This is a genomic window from Ruegeria sp. HKCCD8929 (assembly GCF_013031405.1).
Taxonomy (GTDB): domain Bacteria; phylum Pseudomonadota; class Alphaproteobacteria; order Rhodobacterales; family Rhodobacteraceae; genus Ruegeria.
In genome coordinates this window covers 1-21,349 of sequence record NZ_WPZY01000049.1, presented here as the reverse complement: position 1 = coordinate 21,349, position 21,349 = coordinate 1, and the positions used below count along the sequence as shown (strand labels likewise).

The 21,349-nt window shown below is 58.6% G+C and carries 22 protein-coding genes, 1 pseudogene and 1 riboswitch; of the genes and pseudogenes, 4 read left to right on the top strand and 19 right to left on the bottom strand.

Annotation, left to right across the window (positions count from 1 at the left end; translation table 11 throughout):
- Positions 1-250, top strand: a 250-nt coding sequence (locus GOX53_RS29625; RefSeq protein WP_217351955.1) for a hypothetical protein, incomplete at its 5' end; no start/stop codon positions are given.
- 297 nt (positions 251-547) lie between these two features.
- On the opposite strand, the gene GOX53_RS26580 is transcribed toward GOX53_RS29625, so the two are convergent.
- From GOX53_RS26580 to GOX53_RS26515, 15 genes are all read right to left on the bottom strand, one after another.
- Positions 548-1,375: a 3-keto-5-aminohexanoate cleavage protein gene (locus tag GOX53_RS26580; protein ID WP_171181775.1), complete on the bottom strand. Its 828-nt coding sequence runs from the start codon at positions 1,373-1,375 to the stop codon at positions 548-550.
- A gap of 40 nt (positions 1,376-1,415) precedes the next feature.
- Positions 1,416-2,408, bottom strand: a complete 993-nt coding sequence (locus GOX53_RS26575) for an AAA family ATPase (RefSeq protein ID WP_171181773.1) — start codon at positions 2,406-2,408, stop codon at positions 1,416-1,418.
- Positions 2,393-2,812: a Rieske (2Fe-2S) protein gene (locus tag GOX53_RS26570; RefSeq protein ID WP_171181771.1), complete on the bottom strand. Its 420-nt coding sequence runs from the start codon at positions 2,810-2,812 to the stop codon at positions 2,393-2,395. The genes GOX53_RS26575 and GOX53_RS26570 overlap by 16 nt, the downstream gene beginning before the upstream one ends.
- On the bottom strand, positions 2,805-3,110 hold the full coding sequence (locus GOX53_RS26565; RefSeq protein ID WP_171181769.1) for a YciI family protein: 306 nt from the start codon (positions 3,108-3,110) through the stop codon (positions 2,805-2,807). The genes GOX53_RS26570 and GOX53_RS26565 overlap by 8 nt, the downstream gene beginning before the upstream one ends.
- A complete protein-coding gene (locus tag GOX53_RS26560; protein WP_171181767.1) occupies positions 3,110-3,940 on the bottom strand; it encodes an intradiol ring-cleavage dioxygenase in 831 nt (276 codons plus the stop codon). Before GOX53_RS26560 ends, GOX53_RS26565 begins: the two co-directional genes overlap by 1 nt.
- Positions 3,937-4,959, bottom strand: coding sequence for a branched-chain amino acid ABC transporter permease (locus GOX53_RS26555; protein ID WP_171181765.1), 1,023 nt, complete (start codon positions 4,957-4,959; stop codon positions 3,937-3,939). The genes GOX53_RS26560 and GOX53_RS26555 overlap by 4 nt, the downstream gene beginning before the upstream one ends.
- Before the next feature lie 4 nt (positions 4,960-4,963).
- Positions 4,964-5,830 carry a branched-chain amino acid ABC transporter permease gene (locus tag GOX53_RS26550; RefSeq protein ID WP_171181763.1) on the bottom strand — a complete coding sequence of 289 codons (867 nt, stop codon included), beginning with the start codon at positions 5,828-5,830 and terminating at the stop codon, positions 4,964-4,966.
- On the bottom strand, positions 5,830-6,552 hold the full coding sequence (locus tag GOX53_RS26545; protein WP_171181761.1) for an ABC transporter ATP-binding protein: 723 nt from the start codon (positions 6,550-6,552) through the stop codon (positions 5,830-5,832). Before GOX53_RS26545 ends, GOX53_RS26550 begins: the two co-directional genes overlap by 1 nt.
- A complete protein-coding gene (locus GOX53_RS26540; RefSeq protein WP_171181759.1) occupies positions 6,545-7,273 on the bottom strand; it encodes an ABC transporter ATP-binding protein in 729 nt (242 codons plus the stop codon). Before GOX53_RS26540 ends, GOX53_RS26545 begins: the two co-directional genes overlap by 8 nt.
- A 69-nt stretch (positions 7,274-7,342) precedes the next feature.
- Positions 7,343-8,632, bottom strand: a complete 1,290-nt coding sequence (locus tag GOX53_RS26535; RefSeq protein ID WP_171181757.1) for an ABC transporter substrate-binding protein — start codon at positions 8,630-8,632, stop codon at positions 7,343-7,345.
- A gap of 27 nt (positions 8,633-8,659) precedes the next feature.
- Positions 8,660-9,712: a maleylacetate reductase gene (locus tag GOX53_RS26530; protein WP_171181755.1), complete on the bottom strand. Its 1,053-nt coding sequence runs from the start codon at positions 9,710-9,712 to the stop codon at positions 8,660-8,662.
- Entirely contained in the window at positions 9,702-9,830 is a 129-nt protein-coding gene (locus tag GOX53_RS30175; RefSeq protein ID WP_256415912.1) for a hypothetical protein, read from the bottom strand. Before GOX53_RS30175 ends, GOX53_RS26530 begins: the two co-directional genes overlap by 11 nt.
- Positions 9,831-9,841: 11 nt before the next feature.
- On the bottom strand, positions 9,842-11,350 hold the full coding sequence (locus GOX53_RS26525) for an aldehyde dehydrogenase family protein (protein WP_217351954.1): 1,509 nt from the start codon (positions 11,348-11,350) through the stop codon (positions 9,842-9,844).
- 114 nt (positions 11,351-11,464) lie between these two features.
- Positions 11,465-12,499, bottom strand: coding sequence for a hypothetical protein (locus GOX53_RS26520; protein ID WP_217351953.1), 1,035 nt, complete (start codon positions 12,497-12,499; stop codon positions 11,465-11,467).
- A 23-nt stretch (positions 12,500-12,522) separates the two neighbouring features.
- Complete coding sequence (locus GOX53_RS26515) at positions 12,523-13,026, bottom strand: hydroxyquinol 1,2-dioxygenase (protein ID WP_171181754.1); 504 nt, start codon at positions 13,024-13,026, stop codon at positions 12,523-12,525.
- 185 nt (positions 13,027-13,211) lie between these two features.
- Here GOX53_RS26515 and GOX53_RS26510 point away from each other — a divergent pair, with 185 nt between their 5' ends.
- Both GOX53_RS26510 and GOX53_RS26505 read left to right on the top strand, forming a co-directional pair.
- Positions 13,212-13,991: an IclR family transcriptional regulator C-terminal domain-containing protein gene (locus tag GOX53_RS26510; protein ID WP_171181752.1), complete on the top strand. Its 780-nt coding sequence runs from the start codon at positions 13,212-13,214 to the stop codon at positions 13,989-13,991.
- Between the two features lie 3 nt (positions 13,992-13,994).
- Positions 13,995-15,857, top strand: coding sequence for a cobaltochelatase subunit CobT (locus GOX53_RS26505; protein WP_171181750.1), 1,863 nt, complete (start codon positions 13,995-13,997; stop codon positions 15,855-15,857).
- 294 nt (positions 15,858-16,151) lie between these two features.
- Here GOX53_RS26505 and GOX53_RS26500 read toward each other — a convergent pair whose 3' ends face one another.
- The 3 genes from GOX53_RS26500 to GOX53_RS26490 all read right to left on the bottom strand — a co-directional run bounded on the left by GOX53_RS26500 (position 16,152) and on the right by GOX53_RS26490 (position 19,144).
- Positions 16,152-16,940 (bottom strand): ATP-binding cassette domain-containing protein, encoded by a 789-nt coding sequence (locus GOX53_RS26500; protein ID WP_217351952.1) that lies wholly within the window; start codon positions 16,938-16,940, stop codon positions 16,152-16,154.
- A complete protein-coding gene (locus GOX53_RS26495; protein ID WP_171181747.1) occupies positions 16,940-18,010 on the bottom strand; it encodes an ABC transporter permease in 1,071 nt (356 codons plus the stop codon). The genes GOX53_RS26500 and GOX53_RS26495 overlap by 1 nt, the downstream gene beginning before the upstream one ends.
- 114 nt (positions 18,011-18,124) lie before the next feature.
- Positions 18,125-19,144, bottom strand: coding sequence for a sugar ABC transporter substrate-binding protein (locus GOX53_RS26490; protein WP_171181745.1), 1,020 nt, complete (start codon positions 19,142-19,144; stop codon positions 18,125-18,127).
- Between the two features lie 185 nt (positions 19,145-19,329).
- On the opposite strand from GOX53_RS26490, the gene GOX53_RS26485 reads away from it, so the two are divergent.
- A complete protein-coding gene (locus GOX53_RS26485) occupies positions 19,330-20,529 on the top strand; it encodes an ROK family transcriptional regulator (protein WP_171181743.1) in 1,200 nt (399 codons plus the stop codon).
- Between the two features lie 71 nt (positions 20,530-20,600).
- Here the strand turns inward: GOX53_RS26485 and GOX53_RS30170 are convergent.
- A pseudogene (locus tag GOX53_RS30170) lies at positions 20,601-20,816 on the bottom strand (DUF1636 family protein); the annotation flags it as partial.
- Between the two features lie 101 nt (positions 20,817-20,917).
- Positions 20,918-21,127, bottom strand: a riboswitch (cobalamin riboswitch).
- Positions 21,128-21,349: the final 222 nt, after the last annotated feature.

Here is a 21,349-nt window from a genome sequence, read left to right as displayed (position 1 = left end):
GGAACTACTTCAAGGCTGCCGGCTATGTCTCAGGTTAATGGCGGGAGGCTTTAAGACTCTTGTACCGAACCAAGTGATTGAGCTTTGCCGGAGTCTGGATGCCAGCGTTCCGCAAGGTTCGAACTTCCATGTAATCAGAAAGCGTGAAGGCGAAAATTATCAGACCCAAACATGCCACTCCATAGCCAAGCGTTCTGGTCTGCATTGGCACCTCCATCAAGTGATCGGCAAGATCAGCTTAGCAAAATGACAGAGCATTCGTCTTGTTTCCTCGGTGGCCACCGCATTTGGTCTACCCAAATCCCGCTGATCCAAAACAATGGTGCAATCAACTCCGCCACCGTTTATCGACATCTACTCTCACTGGCGAAATCACACTTCGCGTAACAAAGCCCTATTTCGCTGCACGCGGCGACAACTACTGCTACCACCAGGATGCGGACGCAGCGCACAGCACCAACGGCGGGAAGTCGTCCTTTTCTGCCTATTCTACCAATGACCACCCGCAGCAGTGACTCTTTCACCACAGCCAAAGTTCAAATAAGGATCAAAGGGGTAGGCCCAACAATTCTCTGGCCTCCTGCCAAGTTGCGATCGGCCGATGGTATTTGCCGCAGATTTCAACGGTCCGTTCCACAAGCGCCGCATTTGACGGCGCAAGCGTATCCCGGTCCAGGCGCACATTGTCTTCCAGACCTGTACGCGCGTGCCCGCCAGAGGAGATACACCATTCGTTCAGAGTCAGCTGATGCGGCCCGATGCCGGCGCCGCACCACTCCGCGTCGGGTGCCAGGCGCGAAACCGTGCGCACATAATGGTCGAACACGTCCCGATCCACAGGCATGGCGTTTTTCACACCCATGACGAATTGCACGTAAAGCCTGCCCGGAATGCGCCCGTCTCTGTTCATTGCCACCGCCTGATGAATATGGGACAGGTCAAAGGCCTCGATCTCGGGCTTGACCTTATAGTTCCGCATTTCGCTGGCCAACCAATCGACCAGATCGGGACTGTTCTCATAGACGCGGGTCGGGAAATTGTTGGAACCCACCGCCAGGCTGGCCATATCGGGTTTGAGCGGCAGCATCCCACCACGCTCTTTCTCGGCGCCCGAGCGCCCACCGGTCGACAATTGGATGATCATGCCGGGGCAGTGTTTCTTGATGCCTTCCATGAGACGCGCGAATTTTTCTGGGTCGCTGGTGGGTGTCCCGTCGTCGTTGCGGACGTGGGCGTGCACGATGGACGCACCGGCCTCGAAAGCCTCTTGCGTGCTTTCGACCTGCTCTTCAACGGTGATCGGCACGGCCGGGTTGTTTTTCTTGGTCGGCAGCGATCCGGTGATGGCGACGCAGATGATGCAAGGTTTGGGCATGGGTTTCTCCGATCATCGGGCGAGCGTACGAACCTTGAGTTCAGGTGGCGCGTTCCCAGGGTGCAGGATCGCTGTCCTTCAAATCCCGACCGAAACAACGTTGATAATATTCGCAGAAGATGCCGCGCTCGGTTTCGTCGCAGCGGTTCAGAAAAGCGGTGCGGAAGGCGTAGTCCACGTCGCCGAACAGGCGGATGTTCTCGGCCCATGCAAGTACGGTTCGGAGGCTCATGACGGTGGACACGTCGCCCGAGCGAAAACCGTTGCGGGTCAGCCCGGCCATGCGCACCATCAGGGGCAGGTCGCCATCTTTGGCCATCCAGTCTGCTTTGCCTCGGACCATGCAGATTTCATCCGCCTCGTCGAGGTAATCGAACCGTTGTGTCACCGTCCAGCGGTCCAACTGCGCCTGGTTTAGCTGCTGAGTGCCGTGATACAGCCCCGTCAGATCACCCAGGCCGATGGTGTTGGCGGTGGCGAACAGGCGGAAGGATGGGTGCGGATGCAAGACCCGGTTCTGGTCGAGAATGGTCAGGCGACCTTCGGCCTCAAGCACCCTTTGGATGACGAACATGACATCGGGACGCCCGGCATCATATTCGTCAAACACAAGGGCCACAGGATGCTGGTAGGCCCACGGCAACATGCCCTCGCGGAACTCAGTCACCTGCATGTTGTCGCGCAGCACGATGGCATCCTTGCCCAGCAGATCGATCCTGCTGATGTGGCTGTCGAGATTGATCCGCACGCAAGGCCAGTTCAGACGTGCGGCGATCTGTTCGATATGGCTCGATTTCCCGGTCCCGTGCGGCCCCTGGATCAAAACACGCCGGTCGCCGGAAAACCCCGAGAGAATCGCCATGGTTGCGGCCGGATCGAACAGATAGCCGGGGTCGATCTTGGGGACGTGATCGCATGGCTCGAAAAAAGCCGGAGCCGTTGCATCCGTCTCGATCCCGAACACTTCGCGGATCGACACGTCCCGGTCGGGACGAGCGGGAAGATCCTCGATGTTGATCACTTTGCCTCCCATTCCTCGGGCGTGGCGATATGGATGATGCCGTCCTTGACCAGAACTGGCACCGGGTCCAGCCAGCACCGCTCGGCCGCGCCCGAGACGCCATAGCCGTCCTCGATCCGGAATTCTGCAAAATGCATGGTGCAGCGGATGCGGTTGCCGTCATCGTTCATGAACATGCCTTTGCGGTAGTTCAGCGGCTGCGAGTAATGCGGGCAGAGGTTGAGATAGCCGTAAACGCGGCCGCCGCCCTGCCGCACGACAAACATGGAAAACACTGTCGTACCGCGGCCAAAGACATATTCCTTGGCATCTCCAACCGGGATGTCGTCCAGCGGCCCCAACTCGGCACCCGGCAACGGCGCCCGCGGGCGTGTCCGCCAAATCCACGGGTCCGGTTTGCTTAACGCGTCAGCCATCTTGCATCTCCGGTTGTCCGAGGCCCCAGTTGTAGCCATGGATTGAGACCTGTTTATAAATTCCAGCCAACGCGTATGGATCACCGGCCAGATAAGTTTCGACATCAGCACATACGCTGGCCTCGATCACGAGCATGGTTCCGCACATTTCCCCGGTACCGTCCAGCAATGGCCCACCGATCCTGACGCTCACCGGATGATCATGCTGGCGCAGTCGGGCGCGGTGGGCCGGCCGGTTGGCGGCCCGTGCCTCTGCCTTGCCCGGCGCATCCAGCGTATGAACGACAAAATAGGGCATCAGTCCAGCTTCTTGAGCTTGACATCAAACCGCGCGCGGTGCCCACCATCGACCTCTTCGAAGTCAACAATCAGGCTTTCTTTCACACCAAAGACAGCATCGCTTTCGATATAGGGATCACCGGTGACGAAGATATGGGTTACGAGGGTTTCGTATCCCGGGGCGGACACGATGTAATGGATATGGGCCGGGCGCATGGCATGACGGCCCATACCGTCAAGAAAGCGTCCGACAGGACCGTCCGTTGGGATGGAATAAGGCAGCGGTTTTACCGTGACGTAATTGTAGCTTCCATCCTCGTCTGCTGTGAACAAGCCGCGCATGTTCATATCCGGCTGCTCGCCTGGCTGCTGAACATCGTAGAACCCATCGTCATTTGTTTGCCAGACATCGAGTTTAGCCCCGGCAATGGGATTACCGTCTTCATCAGTGACCCGGCCCGATACCACGCAAGGCGCCCCCTTGCCGTCAAGGCAGATACTATCCCCCAGCGCACGTTCCGGCGCGCCGCCGACATGAAAGGGCCCGAGCACAGTGTTTTCTGTGGCCCCGTCGGGCCGGCGGTGATTGATGGCATCGACCAGCATCGAAACCCCGGTCGTATCCGAGAACAGAACCCACTCCTGACGTTTGTCGTCGCAAATCTGCCCCATCGCCGTGAGATATTTGATTGCCTGGCCCCATTCGGCCATCGTTGGCTCGACATCTTTCACGAAGCCGTGCAGATGTTTGATGAAACTCGTGACGATTTCCCGGAACCGCGAATCGACGTCGTCGGACAGGCGGTCGAGAACGGCCTGTACAGAGGTTTCTTCGCTGAAATAGCTCATTTGGATTTCTCCTCATTGACGATCAGGCGGCGACCGACCGGGAACAGGTGGACATCGTAGCGAGCCGTAATCAAGCCCCAGAGACCCTTGGGGGCAAACAGCATCACCGCAACTGCAATGCCGCCGAGCAGGATCAGATACCAACTGCCCCAGTCGGACGCGAACTCGCGCAGGATAAAGAAGATGATGGTGCCAAGGATCGGGCCTTCGATGGTTCCAATCCCGCCGATCACCACGATGAATATGACCAGCGCGGTCCAGTCCTGCACGGAAAAGGCCGCATCGGGCGAAATCCGCAGCTTCTGCAGGAAGATCAGCGCGCCCACCAGCCCGGTCATCCCCGCGGCCATGACGTAAACGATAAACTTGGTACGGTAGGTCTCGACGCCCAGGCTTTCCGAGGCGGGTTCGCTGTCGCGGATCGCGGTCATGGCTAGCCCCCAACGCGACCGCAGCAGGAAGAACACCAGCGCCATAGCGGCCACCGCAATGGCCAGGGCGACCCAATAGACCAGATGCTCACGCCCCGCCCGGCTGGAGGCGATGGATTTGACGATGGATGCGGGTAGCGACATGCCCGAACCGCCGCCTAGCGCAGAGATCTGGGCAAAGCTCAGCCGGAACACTTCGGCGATGACCCAGGTACCAATCGCGAAATAGGCCCCCTGAAGGCGAAAGGCGACCAACGCGGTCGGCATCGCGATAAGCGCGGTGATGGCCCCCGCCAACACCAGTGCCATGATCGGGTGCACGCCACCAAAGGCTGCCAGCGCGAATAAAATGTACCCGCCCAGGCCGACAAAGGCCTGCTGACCGACAGAGACAAGGCCACCATAGCCTGCCAGTAGTGACCACATCTGTGCCAGAGCAAGATAGTAGAAGATCTCGACCATCAGCCGCAGCTCTGCCCGACCGGCCCACCAGGGTGCGGCAATAAGAATGATCAGGATGACGACAGTCAGGCTCATGGAGGTCTGGCTGGCCCGGGTCGAGCGCTGGACCGTATAACTCAGGCTCATCGGTTTACCCTTTCATCTTTGGAAACAGGCCCTGCGGCTTGACCACCAGCAGGATGAGAAAGGCCAGATGGCCCGCGAGGATCTGGAAACCGGGATCGATCTGGGCGCCAATGGCTTGTGCCACACCCAGAATGATGCCACCGGCTAGCGTCCCCCAAAGATTGCCGAGCCCGCCAATGATCACCGCCTCGAAGGCAAAGAGCAGGCGCGCAGGCCCGACCGAAGGATCGAAATTCGTGCGCATCGCCAGATAGACGCCGGCGATTCCCACAACGGCCGAGGCTATCGCCGTGGCATAGCCGAAAATCTTGGCGTTGTTGGCCCCCATCAAGCGCACTGTGTCCTGGTCATCAGAGGTGGCGCGCAATACCCGTCCCAGCGAGGTCTTGTAGAAAAAGGCCTGTAGCCCGGCAATCACGATCAGCGCCGAAGCAAAGATCAGAAGCGGCATAACTCCGATCGAAATACTCTGATTGATCGGAATAGAGGCGGTTTCCATCCAACCGGCCTGGAGCTTCTGGCTGTCAGCCGAAAACACCTCCAGCAGTACGTTCTGGATGATGATCGAGAACCCGAACGTCACGAGCAGAGGCGGTAGGATATCCTCTCCCAACGTGCGGTTCAGCAAAATCCGCTGCCCGACATAGCCCAGCAGTGCCATACCCGGCACCACAACGAAAGTGGCCCAAAGCGGGTGTACCCCGGTAGCCGCTACGACAATCAGAGCTCCGTAGGCACTGATCACGATAAAATCGCCATGAGCAACATTAACGAAGCGCATGACGCCAAACATCAAGCTCAAACCCGCTGCAAAAAGTGCGTAGAGCCCGCCAAGCAGGATGCCCTGCAAAATTGCGTTGATCCAGTCCATCAGGCAGCCTCCCCGTCTTCAAGACCGAAGTAGGCCGCCGATATCTGCTCCCGGGTCAATTCATCCGGCTTTCCGGTCAGCGAAACGCGCCCCTCTTGAAAACAATAGACCCGATCTGCCACCGCCATGGCCTGGTTCACGTCCTGCTCGACCACAACCATCGTCGCGCCATGTGCATTGATCTTCGGCACCGCCTCGTAGATGTCCTTGATGACAATGGGCGCAAGGCCGAGACTGATTTCGTCGCAGAGCAGCAGTTTAGGGTTCGACATCAGCGCTCGGCCAATGGCCACCATCTGCTGTTGTCCGCCAGAAAGATCGGTTCCGCCGTGGTGCCGCCTCTCGGCCAAGATCGGGAACAGATCGTAAATCGTCTCAAGCGTCCATTCCGAACCGCTGCGGCCATAGGCGCCAATCAACAGGTTTTCCTCGACGGTCAGCGACGGAAAAAGCTTGCGTCCCTCAGGCACCATTGCCAGCCCTTTCCTGACCAGGTCATGCGCCGAGATGCCGCCCACCGGCTGGCCCAGAAAGGCAATGTCCTGGCCAGCGGTGTTCAGCATCCCGGTGATCGAGCGCAGGAAGGTTGACTTGCCAGCGCCATTGGAGCCGATGATGGCGACGGTTTCGCCCTGGCGGATCTCGAAATCGATCCCGAACAGGGCCTGGAAGTCGCCGTAGTGGGCCGTCAGCCCGCGTGTTTGCAGCACCGGATCAGCCATCGCCTTCGATCCCCATGTAAATTTCCTTGACCTGAGGTGAGTTCATCACCTCATGCGGATCGCCTTCAGCGATCTTGGCACCGAAATTGATCACGATCAGGCGATCGACAACGGCCAGAAGCGCGTGCACGATGTGTTCGATCCAGATGATCGAAACGCCCGACTTGTGAATGCTCTTGATGGTGTCGACCAGTTCGTGACACTCGTGTTCTGTCAATCCGCCGGCAATCTCATCCAGAAGCAGAAGTTTGGGGTTGGTGGCCAGCGCGCGCGCCATCTCGAGCCGCTTTCGCTCCAGCAGGGTGAGTGCCCCGGCCCGCACGTTCGCCTTGGGCAACAGGCCGGTCCGGTACAGCACGTCGACGCAACGGTCATAGCTTTCGCTCTCGCGGACCGAGTCGCCGAACGCCCCTCCCACCAACAGGTTTTCGAAGACGGTCATGCCAGAGAAAGGGTGCGGGATCTGGTAGCTCCGTCCGACCCCCATCCGGCACCGTTTCGATGCAGAAAAAGCGGTGACGTCACTGCCCTGATAGGTCACTCGCCCGGCATCTGGCTTCACACCTCCGGCGATCAGGTTAAACATGGTGCTTTTACCAGCGCCGTTCGGGCCGATGACACCAAGCGCCTCGCCATCTTGCAGCGTGAAACTCAGGTCGTCCGTTACCTTTAGCTTGCCATAGCTCTTGGACACCGAGTCCAATGTCAGGATATCACCCATCAGGCACTCTCCGGATAGCAGGTTGGGTCCCGGACGGGGAAGAAGCGCCCGGGACGTCGGACATGGAGATCAGGAAATGGCTTCCATTGATCCGCCGGTGGGCACATCGGAAGCGTTGCCATTGGCGGTCACCACCATGTCGTATTTGAAATCGCCGCCCAGGCGCCACTGCCCCCCGACAAGCGGCGTTTTCGAGACATTCGGCACCGGTCCACTACTGAAATCCACGCGGCCGACCACTGTGTCCAACTGCGTTTCCGCCAACGCGCCGCGAACCTTGTCATAGTCGGTCGGGTCGCCCGAACGAGCCAGGGCATCGGCGGCCACTTCAAACAGCGCGTGGGCAAAACCGATCGGCTGGGTCCATTGGCGACCAGTTGCCTCGGTATAACCCGTTGCAACCTGTCCGGCGCTCTGCCCTGTGACCGACGAGGCGAAGGGATGGTTCGGCGTCCACCAAACCTCGGAACTGAGGTTGTGGCCAGCATCACCCAGTTGTTCCACGACGACCGGGAACAAGATGGCTTTCCCCATCGAGGCGATCTTAGGGGTGAACCCCTGCTGCCGAGACTGGGTCCAGAAGGTGGTGAAATCGGGCGGGATCATCACGCCGGTCACAATGTCGGCGCCATCGTTCTTGAAGGCCGAGATCTGCGCAGAGAAGTCGTCGCTGAGGTTCTGATACCGACCGGGGTCGATCAGGTTGTACCCCTGCGCCGCCAATGGTCTCGGAAAGCCCAGTTCAGGGTGGCCCCAGGCATTGCCGTCCCCATCATTGGGGAACATACCGCCCACGACCTTTGAAGTGGCAAGCTGCCCCCACATCTCGGTAAAGACCGAGATTACGTCTTCGAGGCCCCAGAAGAAATGATAGGTATATTCGAACCCGGTTTCCGGTTCACCGCCGCGGGTAAAGAACCAGGGTTGCCACGGGGCCACAGTCGAAATGCAGGGCACGCCGTTAATCTCGCACTGATCCGAAACCGGGTTGGTGGTTTCAGGTGTCGAGGAGACCACCATCAGGTTGACCTCGTCTTCCAGGATCAGCTCGGCCGCGACATCTGCGGCACGGTTCGGGTTCGATTGGCTGTCCTTGACGATCACTTCGACACCATAGGTGCTGCCATCGATGGTAAGGCCCTCTTTGAACGCGGCGGCGATCCCGGCCAGAATGTACTCGTCGGATTCCGCAAAGGCCGCGAGCGGTCCGGTTTTGGGGCTGACAAAACCGATCCTGATCATTCCGTCCGCTGCATGGGCGCGGCGCGTGAATGACAGGCTAGATGTCAGCGCGGCGCTGGCCAGCCCTGTTTTGATCAGAGTTCTACGGTCTATAAAACCGGTTTTTGCACAAGTCATAGTTTCCTCCCTGTGACGGATCATCGATTACGGGCGGCGCCCCTCGAACGCCGCCTGCAGCATCTCGCGCACGCCGTTGCGAGTGACGGGGCGCGGGTTGTAGTAAGGGTTCTGCACCGCAAGATCGGCGGCCTTGTCGAGGCCTGCTTCAGTCATCCCGAGATCGGCCAGCGATTTGACCCGGCCAACGGATTGCAGCAGGTCGTACAGCCCTGCCGGCGCGTCCTCGGCCCCCAGCGCGCGCGCGGTGCGCCCCATCGCTTCGGGTGCTGCCTCACGGTTATAGGCCGCGGAATAAGCGATCATCAGGCAATGCACATCGGCATGAGGCAGGTCGAACGAGCCGCCCAGCGTGTGGCAGATCTTGTGATGGATCGCCATGCCGACCGAGCCGAGACAGGCCCCGGCCAGCCAGGCCCCGTAGAGCGCCTCGCCGCGAGCGCCGATGTCTCTGCCATCCTCCATGACCTTTGGTAATGCGGCGCCCAAGGCGCGAACGCTCTCCTCGGCCATCATCGAGATGATCGGATTGGCGTCCTCGGCGTAGAACGCCTCAACCGAATGCGCGATGGCATTCATGCCAGAGGGGCCGGAGATAAAATCTGGCAAGGTGAGCGTGAGTTCCGGGTCGTAGATCACCGTTTCCGGCAGAACCTTGGGCGAGCGCAGAGTGGTTTTCACGCCACCTTCGGTCTGGCCGAGGATCGGCGTCATTTCCGAGCCGGCATAGGTAGTGGGCACCACGACCTGCGGCAGATCGGTGCGATATGCGATGGCCTTGCCCAACCCGATGGTCGAACCACCACCGACAGCCAGAATGCCATCGCAGTTCATCTGCTGCATCTGGTGCATTGCAGCTTCGGTCACCTGCACTGGCGTGTGCATGACCGCGCCTGGGTAAATCGCGCCCAGCCGATCGCCAATCATGGCGGCGAAGGTCGCACAGGTCTCGGACTGGTCGGCGGTGGACAAAACAAGCGCCCGCTTGATACCGAGCCGGTCGAGTTCTTCACCAACCTCAGTTCGGCGTCCGGTGCCGAAGATCACGCGCGAAGGCAAGCCGTCGTAGTCAAACTGCACGGGGTTTCTCCTTGACCGGAGGTTTCAGCCCCGCCAGCACCTTTCTCAGCTTTGTGCAGGTGCCGAGCTCGGCCTTTTCGCATTTTCCGCAGCAGGTGGAGTTTTTGGCCGTGGTCATCGCAGCCTCCCTCAGCGCTCGTAATGGGGCGGGATTTGAGCATCGACGTTGACCCAGACGGATTTGGGCTGGGTGTATTCGTGCATCACCTCGAACCCCATCTCGCGGCCATAGCCGCTTTCGCCAATGCCACCGAACGGTGAGGCCGGGTGGACAACTTTGTAGGAATTGATCCAGACCATACCGGCCTGAATATCCCGCGCGAAACGGTGCGCGAGGGACAGGTTCTGGGTCCACAGACCCGAGCCCAGCCCATAGATCACACCATTGGCCATCTCCAGCGCCTCTTCCTCCTCTCGGAAGGTCGAGACGGTGACGAAGGGGCCGAATACCTCTTCCTGGCAGACGCGGCTGTCGATCGTGGCGCGCACTACTGTCGGCTCGACGAAGCAACCTTTTTCCAGTTCAGCAGAGTCGGGGGCTCTGCCGCCGGTGACAATCTCGCCGCCTTCATCGACCGCGATTTTGGAATATTCCAGAACCCGCTCCTGATGCATCTTCGAGGTCAGCGGGCCCATCTCGGTATTTGGGTCCAGCGGATTGCCGAGCCGGATGGACTTGGCCAGTGCTGCGAATTTCTCGGTGAACTCATCGGCGACGTCTTCGTGGATGATGATGCGCGAACCCGCGATGCAGGCCTGACCCTGATTGTGGAATATGGCCCAGGCCGACCCGCCGATGGCGGCCGGCAGAAAGGCATCCTTGAAGATGATGTTGGGCCCTTTGCCGCCCAGCTCCAGCTGCACCTTCTTCAGATTACCTGCGGACGCCTGGACGATACGGCGGCCGGTCGCGGTAGAGCCGGTGAAGGCGATCTTTTTCACGTCAGGATGTTCCGACAGGCGTGCGCCGGCGGTGTGACCGTAACCGGGCACCACATTGACCACGCCGTCGGGGATGCCGACTTCTTTCATCAGTTCGGCAATACGCAGCGTCGACAGCGGCGTGATCTCGGCGGGCTTGATGACAATCGTGTTCCCGGCGGCCAGCGCCGGCGCCATTTTCCAACTGGTGAACATCAGCGGAAAGTTCCACGGCACGATCTGGCCCACCACGCCCAGCGGCTCACGTTGCACATAGTTGATGAAGCCCGGATAGACCGGCGGCAGCGATCCTTCGACCTTGTCCGCGATGCCTCCAAAATAGCGGAAACATCGGGCGGTGCGCGGCACGTCGAGCTTACGCGCATCGCGTACCGGGTGGCCGGTGTCCAACGCCTCGAGCCGGATCAGTTCCTCTGCATTGGCTTCGATGGCATCTGCCAGTTTTAGCAAAAGCTGGCCGCGATCGGCGGCATCCATGCGCGACCAGACTGGGAACGCGGCCTTTGCCACCTCGACGGCGCGGTCCACGTCTGCCCCGCGACCTTCCGCAATCTCGCAGATCTTGGAGTTGTCGAACGGGTTCAGAACGTCGAGCGTGCCTCCGGCGATGGCATCGATGAATTCGCCGCCGATGAAAAGTTTGGTCTGGATCGGCCGGGTCAATCCGGCGTTCTTGAAGGCAGGCAGGATGGTCATCGCACAAATCTCCTCCGTTCACGGAAAGGCCAGCTTTCCATGGAGTGCGCTCGTGGCGTCGCTTGGGTGTGTGCCCCGGTCGAGCCGGGTCGCCCGGCCGGGATCGCAGTCAGATCAGAATTCGACCGCGTAGTTCGGGGCCTTACCGTCGCGGATCAGGTCGGGGATCTTCGGCGAGCCGTTCTCCCAGACCAACAGCATCGAGCGCTTCGGCGAGAGTCCCTGATGGCGGATATCCGCAGGCATGCACGCGACATCGCCTGCCTTCATATGAACCACGGCCTTGGGGCGGCCCCGCTCGCCATCCTTGATGTTCCAGGTGATCTGGTCAGAGAGCTGAATGAACCATTCGCAGCGGTCATTGCCGTGTTCCACCGGCAGGATGTATTCTTCGGTCGTGGGACAGAACAGACTGTCCTTGACCACCGAACAGACCGACGGATTCCAGGTCACATCCGAGCGGCTGAGATAGCCGAAGAGGTTGAAGGCCTGTACTTCATGCTCGAACCCGGGCTCGGCGTTCACCTCAGGCTGGTCCTGCTCGACATCGTCGAACATGATGTTGACCGGGAACCCGCTTTCATCGGTGCGCAGCGGCGTGTCGCCGGGGACGCCGACCATGCGGCGGGCGGTTACGCGCTGGCGGCTGACCGCCTGGTCATTGTCGCCATTTTTAACCCCCCAGGGGGTGCCGGTCTCTCGCGGTGCGGCAAACGGATCAAATCCGTCGATGGTCCAGTCAGAGATCATTCCCTTGAAGATCTCCATCAGTTCATCGGCCTTGAAACGCTCGATGTAGTCGTTACCGTCGGCGACATAGGCTTCGTTCAGCGTGCCGTAGAACATCTCGACCTCACCGTAGTAATTGGTGGTGCCAAAAACCGGGTCGAAATTCACCGTTCCATAGAAGAACCCCCATGCCACGTCACGCATCAGAGCACGCAGAAAGGCATCGACCGACATGGTGTGGGTGCCTTTCGGGGTTTCGATGTAGGCAAAATATTCGTCGCGGCGGAAGTTGAACTTGCCGGCCTTGAACGATTTATAGCCCGTCACGTTGTCGGCCGGGTCCACAGAAAAGCCACCGGACAGGGGCAGACCGCGGGGATTGCTGATCTCGGTTGTGCCGATCTCTTCTTTCATAGCCATTCTCTTATCTCCTCGGCGTGAGCTTATTGCTGGCAGAATTGCGCCCATTTGTGCTGGGTCACGGGTCCATCGATGGTCTGGATCATCAGGGTCGCGGGGCTTTCGGAAACAAACCTGTAGGCAGCACCCACCGGCAGCATCGCCATGTGCCCCAGCCCCAGCTTGATAGTCCCCATTCTGGTGCCCTTCGGCTCACCATCGATTGCGTGGGCGCCTTCGCTTTCGGGATCGACCACCGCGTCCGCATCGTCCAGCTTCACCAGTTCCACGGTCACCGGGTAATCCATTGCCACGGCAAATTCGTCGTGGGCGGCCGTGTACCAGGGCGACGTTCCTTCAGCGCGTGTCGACTCGATCACGTATTCGAAGTTCTTGGCGACGGCGACACGCTCGTAGGGAGCGGACTTGGCTGCCACCTCGTACATGTTCGAGAAGACATAATTCTTCTTGTTGTCATCGCTGATGATGGTGATCGACCCGCTGTCATACTCATCGATCGTCGCTAAATCTGTGGTGTACTGGCTCACGGCCTTTTCCTCCTGACAGTTCAGTCCGCCCCTGTTGTTCGCATTCCGAACGGCTGTTCATATTGCGCACAATGAGCGGGAGCGGTATTTTGGGTCAACAGAGTGAACCCCAAAATGTTCGCAATACGCCCATTTGTTCGGTATGCGGTTAAAATTGGAGTGAACTGAGAGGAAAACGTACGGAAATGACTGTTCTGGAGCCCATTGAGCATACGAATCGCGATTTCGTCGGATCGCTGGCCAAGGGCCTGCGGGTCCTGAAGTCCTTTAACGAAAGAACCGAAAGGATGACGGTTTCCGATGTTGCACGGGTCACCGAACTACCACGTGCAGGCGCGCGCAGACTGCTTCTGACCATGCATGCACTAGGTTACATGTATACCGACGGCAAGTATTACAGCCTTTCGCCCAAAGTGCTTGAGCTCGGGTTTTCCTACCTCAGTTCGCAAAACTGGCTGACGCTGTCCTCGCCGATTTTAGAGAAATTGCGTGATGAGTTGGACGAGGCCGTTAGCGTTACGGTTCTGGAAAACACCGATGTCGTTTATGTTGCCCGGTTCCAGACCGACCGGGTCATGACCATGGCGATGGATATCGGATCTCAAAGACCGGCCTATTGCACGGCGATGGGGCGGGTTCTGCTGGGCGCCCTGCCGGAAACAAAGGTGCGCGAAGTGCTTCTGGCCTCGGACATAAAGGCGCATACCGAACGCACACTAACCGATATCAACGATATCACGGCTTCGATCTGTCAGGTTCGGTCACAGGGCTATTGCCTGATTGACCGTGAACTCGAGGACTCACTGGTCGCGATTTCGGTGCCGCTAAAAAACTATCACGGCGAGACTCTGGCGGCCGTGAATGTCTGTGGCCACCCCGGAAATCTGTCGCTTGACGAGCTTGAGACCCGCTGTCTGACAGCGCTCAAGGCGGCCACTGACAAGATTTCCCAAATCCTGGTCTGACAGGTGCCGCAGAATATCCGAAGCACTATTCAGAAGCGCGACGACAAGGGCGTCGTGCGCCATGGAGGAGAATGGCTGGCGATCTGGTCCGATCCCGATAGCCTCAAATCGGCCACTGAAAGGCGAGAGGACGAAACTCGGGAACTGGCGCTGCAAAAGATTGAAGCAAGCCTCGCCGCCACCGCACGTTCCATGGCGGGCCAGAACATCGAGGTGATATTCGGGACCACCGGCGACTCCGATAAGCGCCGGATCGCTCTGCCAAAACTTGCCCCCGATGCCTCCAATCTCGCAGCGCTCCGAGGGCAATGTGACGCCAGCGCCAGCTTTCTGGCCCATCATAATGCCGCTCTTCTTGACGGGCAAGCCCCGCAGGATCCGACACGGTCGCACTTGTTTCGCTTGCTCGAACACCTGCGCTGTGAAGCTTTGGAAGCCCGCGCGTTTCCCGGTGTTGGGGCCAATCTGGTCGCCTTGCATTTGGACCGGCTGGCCCACGCCCAGTTGCTGAATGCCCATCTGGCGTCGCTCTTGCCACTGGCCGAAGCGCTGCGCATGGTCTGCCGCGACAGCTTTCTGGGCGTCAGGGAACCGAGCATTCAAACCGCTGGTTTCCGCATGTGGGACAGGTGGCTGCGCGAACGGTTCCAGGACCGGTTCGATCAGTTGGGGAGCGCGCTGACAGATCAGCGCGCTTTCGGAGAGGTCGCGAATGCGTTCATTGCCGCGCTGCTTACCGAGTTGCCTTCAGCCGGGGAGCGCAAAAGGCGCACCTTGGGGGATCCAGGTGAAACCACCGGCAACGACACCCGTGATCTGCGCGCGACCGACGACCCAGCGGACGCGCCGCTGTTTGAGCCCGGAGATCTCGAGGCGGAGACCAGCGATATGTCCTCACCGATCATGGCAGCTCCGACCCGCGCGCCAGCACCCTATCGTGCTTTCACAACACGACACGACAGAGTGGTTCATGCCAGCGAGCTTGCCCCAGCGCCAAGTCTCCGCGAGACGCGACGCAAGCTCGACGCGCGCATGGAGGAGTACCGGCAGGAGGCCATGCGCCTCGTCAGCCGCCTGCAACGCCGGGTTATGGCACTGCAGTCGCGGCAATGGGAGTTTGACTTGGACGAGGGATTGATCGATGCGGCCAAGCTTGATCGCGTGATCATCAACCCGGGCTTCGAGCATGCCTATAAAATGGAAACCGACTGTCCGTTCCGCGAGACGGTTGTGAGCATATTGATCGACAATTCCGGCTCGATGCGCGGCAAACAGATTGAAACGGCCTGTGTCGTTGCCGAACTTCTTGCCGCAGCGCTGGAACGCTGCGCAATCTCGACGGAGATCCTCGGATTTACCACCTCGGCTTGGAAAGGCGGCAATTCGTGCAAGGACTGGCTGCGGGCGGGCAAGCCTACGTCACCCGGGCGGCTGAACGACTTGCTGCATATCATCTACAAGGATGCGGCCACACCACTGCGCCGGGCGCGTGACAGCATCTGCGCCATGCTCTTGCCTTCGATCCTGAAAGAAAACGTTGACGGCGAGGCGCTGGATTGGGCCGCCAGCCGCCTGATGCAGCGGTCCGAACGCCGCAAGATCCTGATGGTGCTGTCCGATGGCGCACCGGTTGATCAGGCGACCTTGGAAAGGAATGACGACAAAACCATCCTCGACCGGCACCTGCGCGACGTGATTGCTCACGTGACCTACACCGGGTCTATCGAGCTATGCGCGATCGGGATTCGCCACGATGTGTCGAGCTACTACCCAGTCTCCCGGCAAGTTGATCAAGTCACTGAATTGGCGGATAAGACCGTTGAACTCTTGGATTGTCTTTTGGTGACCCGGAGACAATGCAATTGACAGGACCGCGACCGTCATTTGTTTGGTAAGATTTCGGTGCAAACGACCGTTTGATCCGACAATTTCCAACGCCGATAAACCTCCCTTTCGTTACAGACCTAACCAGCGTCAACATCAACCACCTCCGAGACATTCCGAAACTGCGACGAGGTCTTTCCAAACTGCACACATTGACGCACGGTAAATGGATAGGGTTGTCGATAGCTGGCTTTGCTTTCCCAAAGCACGAGTTATGCCCGGCGCCATTGGCGCCGGGCTTTTCCGCAGCCAGTTTTAGACGCAACACTCATGAGTTTATGCGACCATTGCCTCCGCTGGCGGCTCCTTTGCTCCGGTCATGAACGCCACAGCATCTGACATTGTGTAGTCCTTTGGGTCGATCGTACAGAGCCGCTTGCCCAGACGGTGGACATGAATGCGGTCGGCGACTTCGAACACGTGCGGCATGTTGTGGCTGATCAAGATGATCGGAATACCACGCGATTTCACGTCCTGGATCAACTCCAATACACGCCGGCTTTCTTTGACGCCAAGCGCCGCCGTCGGCTCGTCCATGATGATGAACTTCGAGGCAAAAGCTGCCGCGCGGGCGACCGCAACACCCTGACGCTGGCCGCCCGAGAGCGTCTCAACCGCCTGGTTGATTGATTGCACGGTCATCAGCCCCAACTCGGTCAGCTTGTCGCGGGCGAATTTTTCCATCGCGGGGCGATCGAGCTGCCGCAGATACTTGCCCATGAAGCCCTCCTTGCGGATCTCGCGGCCCATGAACATGTTGTCGGCAATGGACAGCGCAGGCGACATGGCAAGCTGCTGATAGACGATCTCGATCCCCATGTTGCGGGCATCGATCGGCGAGGTGAACTTGACCGGCTTGCCTTCGATCAGAATCTCGCCCTCGTCGGGGATGGTGGCCCCGCAGATCGCCTTGACGATCGAGGATTTGCCCGCGCCGTTGTCTCCGATGACCGCGAGGATTTCGCCTTGGCGCAGTTCAAAGTCGGAGTGGTCGATTGCAGTCACGTGGCCATAGCGCTTCACGATTCCGCGGCCCTGTACGACGGGTGTAGTATTGTCAGACATTATGCCGATACCTTTCTGATCCACTGGTCGACCGCGACGGCGGCGATGATGAGAAGTCCGATGAGAAGGAAGGTCCACTGCGCATCCGCGCCAAGAAGTCTCAGTCCAAGAGTGAAGACACCGACGATCAGCGCCCCAAAAAGCGAGCCCATGATCGAGCCGCGACCACCGAAGAGCGAGATGCCCCCGATCACAACCGCGGTGATGCTTTCGATATTGGCCAGCTGACCGGAGGTCGGAGAGACCGATCCGATCCGCCCGATCAGCGCCCATCCAGCGAAAGCGCAGATCAGGCCCGATAGCATGTAGACCGACATCAGAGTTTTGTGGACGTTAACCCCAGAAAGCTCCGCTGCTTCCGGGTCGTCACCCACGGCGTAGACGTGTCGCCCCCACGCTGTATGCCTAAGCGCATAAGCCAGCCCAAGGATCAAAAGGAGCATGAAGACAACTCCAACAGTGAACGTCGCGCCACCCAGGCTGAATTTGGCGCCGAAGAACTGAAGGAACGGAGCGTTAGCTTCTATTTCCTGGCTGCGAATGGTCTCATTCGCGGAATAGAGAAAGTTCGTCGCCAGAACGATCTGCCACATGCCCAGCGTCACGATGAAAGGTGGCAGTTTCACCCGGCTGACAAGCCAACCGTTGATTGCCCCAACTCCGGTGCCAACGGCAAGTCCGCAGATCACCGAGATTGGCACTGGGATCCCATAACGAAAGGTGAATTGCCCCATTATCACTGAAGAAAACACCATGATCGCGCCGACACTCAGATCGATGCCGGCCGTCAGGATGACAAGGCTTTGGGCAGCCGCGACAATGCCAACGATTTGAACCTGCTGAAGGATCAATGTCATCGCGAACGGTGAAAAGAATCTGGACCCCAGCAGAAGGCCGAAAACGATGATCGCGGCAACAAGCACGATCAGCGGTACAAAGGATGGATTGACGTGCAGGATGTGCTGAACCCGACCGACAAATCCGCGTCGGTGGTCGTCAAACTCTGCGACCGTCTCAGTTCGGTTGGCTGCAGATTCGAAGTCTTGGGTGCTTTGGGTTGTTTCAGGCATTTCTCCCCCTTTCGCGACAGAGCGTTGCCCGGTCGCTGGTGAGTTCTCGGTCGTTTCAGTTGAATTGTATGAACGCGGAGGGCGCATGGGGCGCCTTCCGCTTTCCGATGCGGCTCAGCCCCAGCAGAGTTCCAGGCCGTTAGCCACCGAAATCGAGTCGATACCATCGACCGGCTGGTCGGTGACAAGCGCAACGCCGGTGTCGAAAAAATCCTTGCCGGGCGTGTTTTCGGGCTTAACGCCCTCGTCGGCCCATTTCTTGACTGCTTCGACACCAAGCGATGCCATCAGCAACGGATATTGCTGGCTGGTCGCCCCAATGACCCCGGCCTGAACGTTTTGAACGCCGGGGCAACCCCCGTCCACAGAGACGATCAGTACATCGTTCTCCCGCCCAATTGCCTTGAGCGCCTCGTAGGCACCGGCCGCCGCGGGTTCGTTGATCGTGTGAACAACGTTGATCGTGGCGTCTTTTGCAAGAAGGTTTTCCATGGCACGGCGTCCCCCCTCTTCGTTCCCATCGGTCACATCGCTGCCCACCAGACGAGCATCCGTTTCATCCCCGATGACATTTGGGTCGGCCAGATCCACACCGAACCCCTCCAGGAAACCCTGGTTGCGCAGAACGTCCACGGTTGGCTGACTGACATTGAGGTCGAGTGTGGCGATTTTTGCATCGGCGGCGGCATCCCCCATCTTGGCCCTGGCCCATTGGCCAATGAGGAGACCGGCCTTGTAGTTGTCAGTTGCAAAGGTTGCGTCGGCTGCATCCACCGGGCTCAAAGGTGTGTCCAGAGCAATGACGATGATTCCGGCATCGCGCGCCTGCTGAACGGCCGGAACGATTGAACCGGTGTCGGATGCCGTGAGAAGGATGCCCTTGGCGCTATCCAAAATGCAGGTCTCGATGGCCTGAACTTGTGTTTCATGGTCTCCGTCGATTCTCCCCGCAAAGGCCTTTAGCGTCATTCCAAGTTCTTCTGCCTTTGCAGAAGCCCCTTCCTTCATCTTCACAAAGAAGGGATTGGTGTCCGTTTTCGTGATCAGACAGACGGTTTCGCCCGCTGCGTAGGCAGATGACACAGTCGCTGCAAGAACTGCGGCGGAAAGGCCGAGAGTAATGGATTTTTTCATGGGTTCCTCCCGAAAGCTTGCATTCGAGGCCGGCTTGTCCAGCCCCGAGCCTACACGTGTTGGCCGATGTAGACCGCCCCTAGGAAATCCGATTCGGGGTTCTCTGTCAATTAATAAATTAAATTGATTAACTAATTATAAGTAACGTCTTTCCAATAAGATGCGATACGTTTAGGGTTGGACTCATGGATGGAGACAAAGTCAGAGAGCTGTCGGTCGGCGTAAATCAGAGCGGTGTTCGTGACTTCAATGAGCGGCTGCTCTTGTCCGTCCTCCAACGCTTCGGACCGACGCCCGGTGCCGAGTTGGCACGATTGACAGGTTTGTCGGCACCTACCGTGTCGACAATTCTCCGCAAGCTGGAGAAAGACAAGATTCTGAGGCGCGGTGCGCCCATTCGAGGCAAGGTCGGAAAGCCCTCGATTCCAATGGAGTTGAATCCTGACGGCGTTTTCTCGATTGGAATGAAGGTCGGGCGACGAAGCGCTGAAATGCTCCTTCTAGATTTCTCCGGAGTACCCAGACAACAACTTTTTACTTCGTATGAATACCCCTTCCCGGACGCCGTTTTCGGCTTCCTAGGATACGGGCTGGATCAGCTACTTGCCGAGCAACCAGCAAAGGTTTGCGAGCGCATCTGCGGCATCGGCATTGGTACACCCTTCGAGCTTTGGAAGTGGCATGATTTGTCAGGCGTTGCCGCCGAGAGATTCAGCTCCTGGAAGGATGTCGATTTCGCGGAGGAGGTCGCGAAACTGACCGACCTTCCCGCATTCGTCGTCAATGACGCAACAGCTGCTTGCCATGCCGAGCAGCAATACGGCCGCGGAAAGGAGTTTCGCGACTACGCGTATTTCTTTGTCGGATCATTTGTCGGCGGTGGCATCGTGCTGAACGGCACGGTCTTCGAAGGCAATCAGGGAAATGCCGGCGCGTTAGGATCTATGCGCACGACCGGACCGCTCGGCGAAAGTCAGCAACTCATCGATGTGGCCTCGCTTCATCTACTTGAGGCACGACTGGTAGAAGCCGATCTCGATCCGCAAGTGATGTGGCAGCGTCCTCAAGATTGGAGCGGAATCGAACAATATGTAAACGCGTGGATTGGTCAAACCGCCCAGGAACTCGCCAAGGCTTCTCTCTCGATTTGTTCTGTGATTGATTTCGAAGCGATCGTGATCGACGGGGCCTTCCCCACTGGGGTCCGAGAGGAATTGGTTGCACGCGTCGGTCGATACATCCACAACCAAGATAAGCGCGGGCTGATAACTCCTAAGATTGAAGCCGGTAGCATTGGTGAAAATGCTCGTAGCGTTGGAGCGGCAAGCAGCCCGATTTTCAGACAATTTCTGCTCAACACAAACGCAGGGCTTTCGGCAAAATAATTCCATTGAATCCTGTGCCGCGGCTCGCCGGTTGGTTCGCCAGCGGCACAAACGAGGGGGGCAGGATTATCGATTGTCGTCTGAAGGTCGCCAAACAGATATTGCGCCTTTCCGATGGCATGAAACCCGATCGCGGTCGGGTGACCACATCCGGCCACGCAAGAGACGGTGCGAATGGCAAAGCCGGAAGGCAGCTTGACGGCTAGCGCTTCACGCATGGAGCGCGCATTCTCTTCTCCCTTGCAGGTCGAACAAATCAGTAGAAAATGATCAGGTGTTTCCGGCATTGCCCGCTCCGCTTGTTTTCAAGCGCGGACAGAAGGTGCCGTATATGCCAACACGCGTCAGACGTGTCATCAAAACCTCCTTCCAGGACGCCCCGCCCCAGGTTGTTTAACCAAATAATAGCAGGTCTCCTGACTTGCGGGTCGATGCTTGGCCATCCTTCCCGGCCCAAAAACGCCAGTGGGTGTTTGGCGTCGCTCACCGCATACAGTTGCGGGGGCAATCACGGACTTGGCGCCGGGCGGCAACCTCACCGTATTCCCTTTTTCATCCCCTGGGCGCACCATGGGGAACCACCGAAGGAACGAGTGCCTGAGACAAAAAAGATGCGTCAATACCAAAAGAACACACTGGACAATAGCCGAACCGCCGCGTGCAAATCCACTGGCGCAGTCTGCGCATTCGCAATGCCTGCGACGTGTCTGTTTGGTAAAAGCACTCTCTTCGCATTATCGGTTGCGACAGATTGGCTAGGGTCAAGATTCATAACCAGTAGATGACGGTTGCTGCGAGTGCGATGGCGGACAGGAAGACC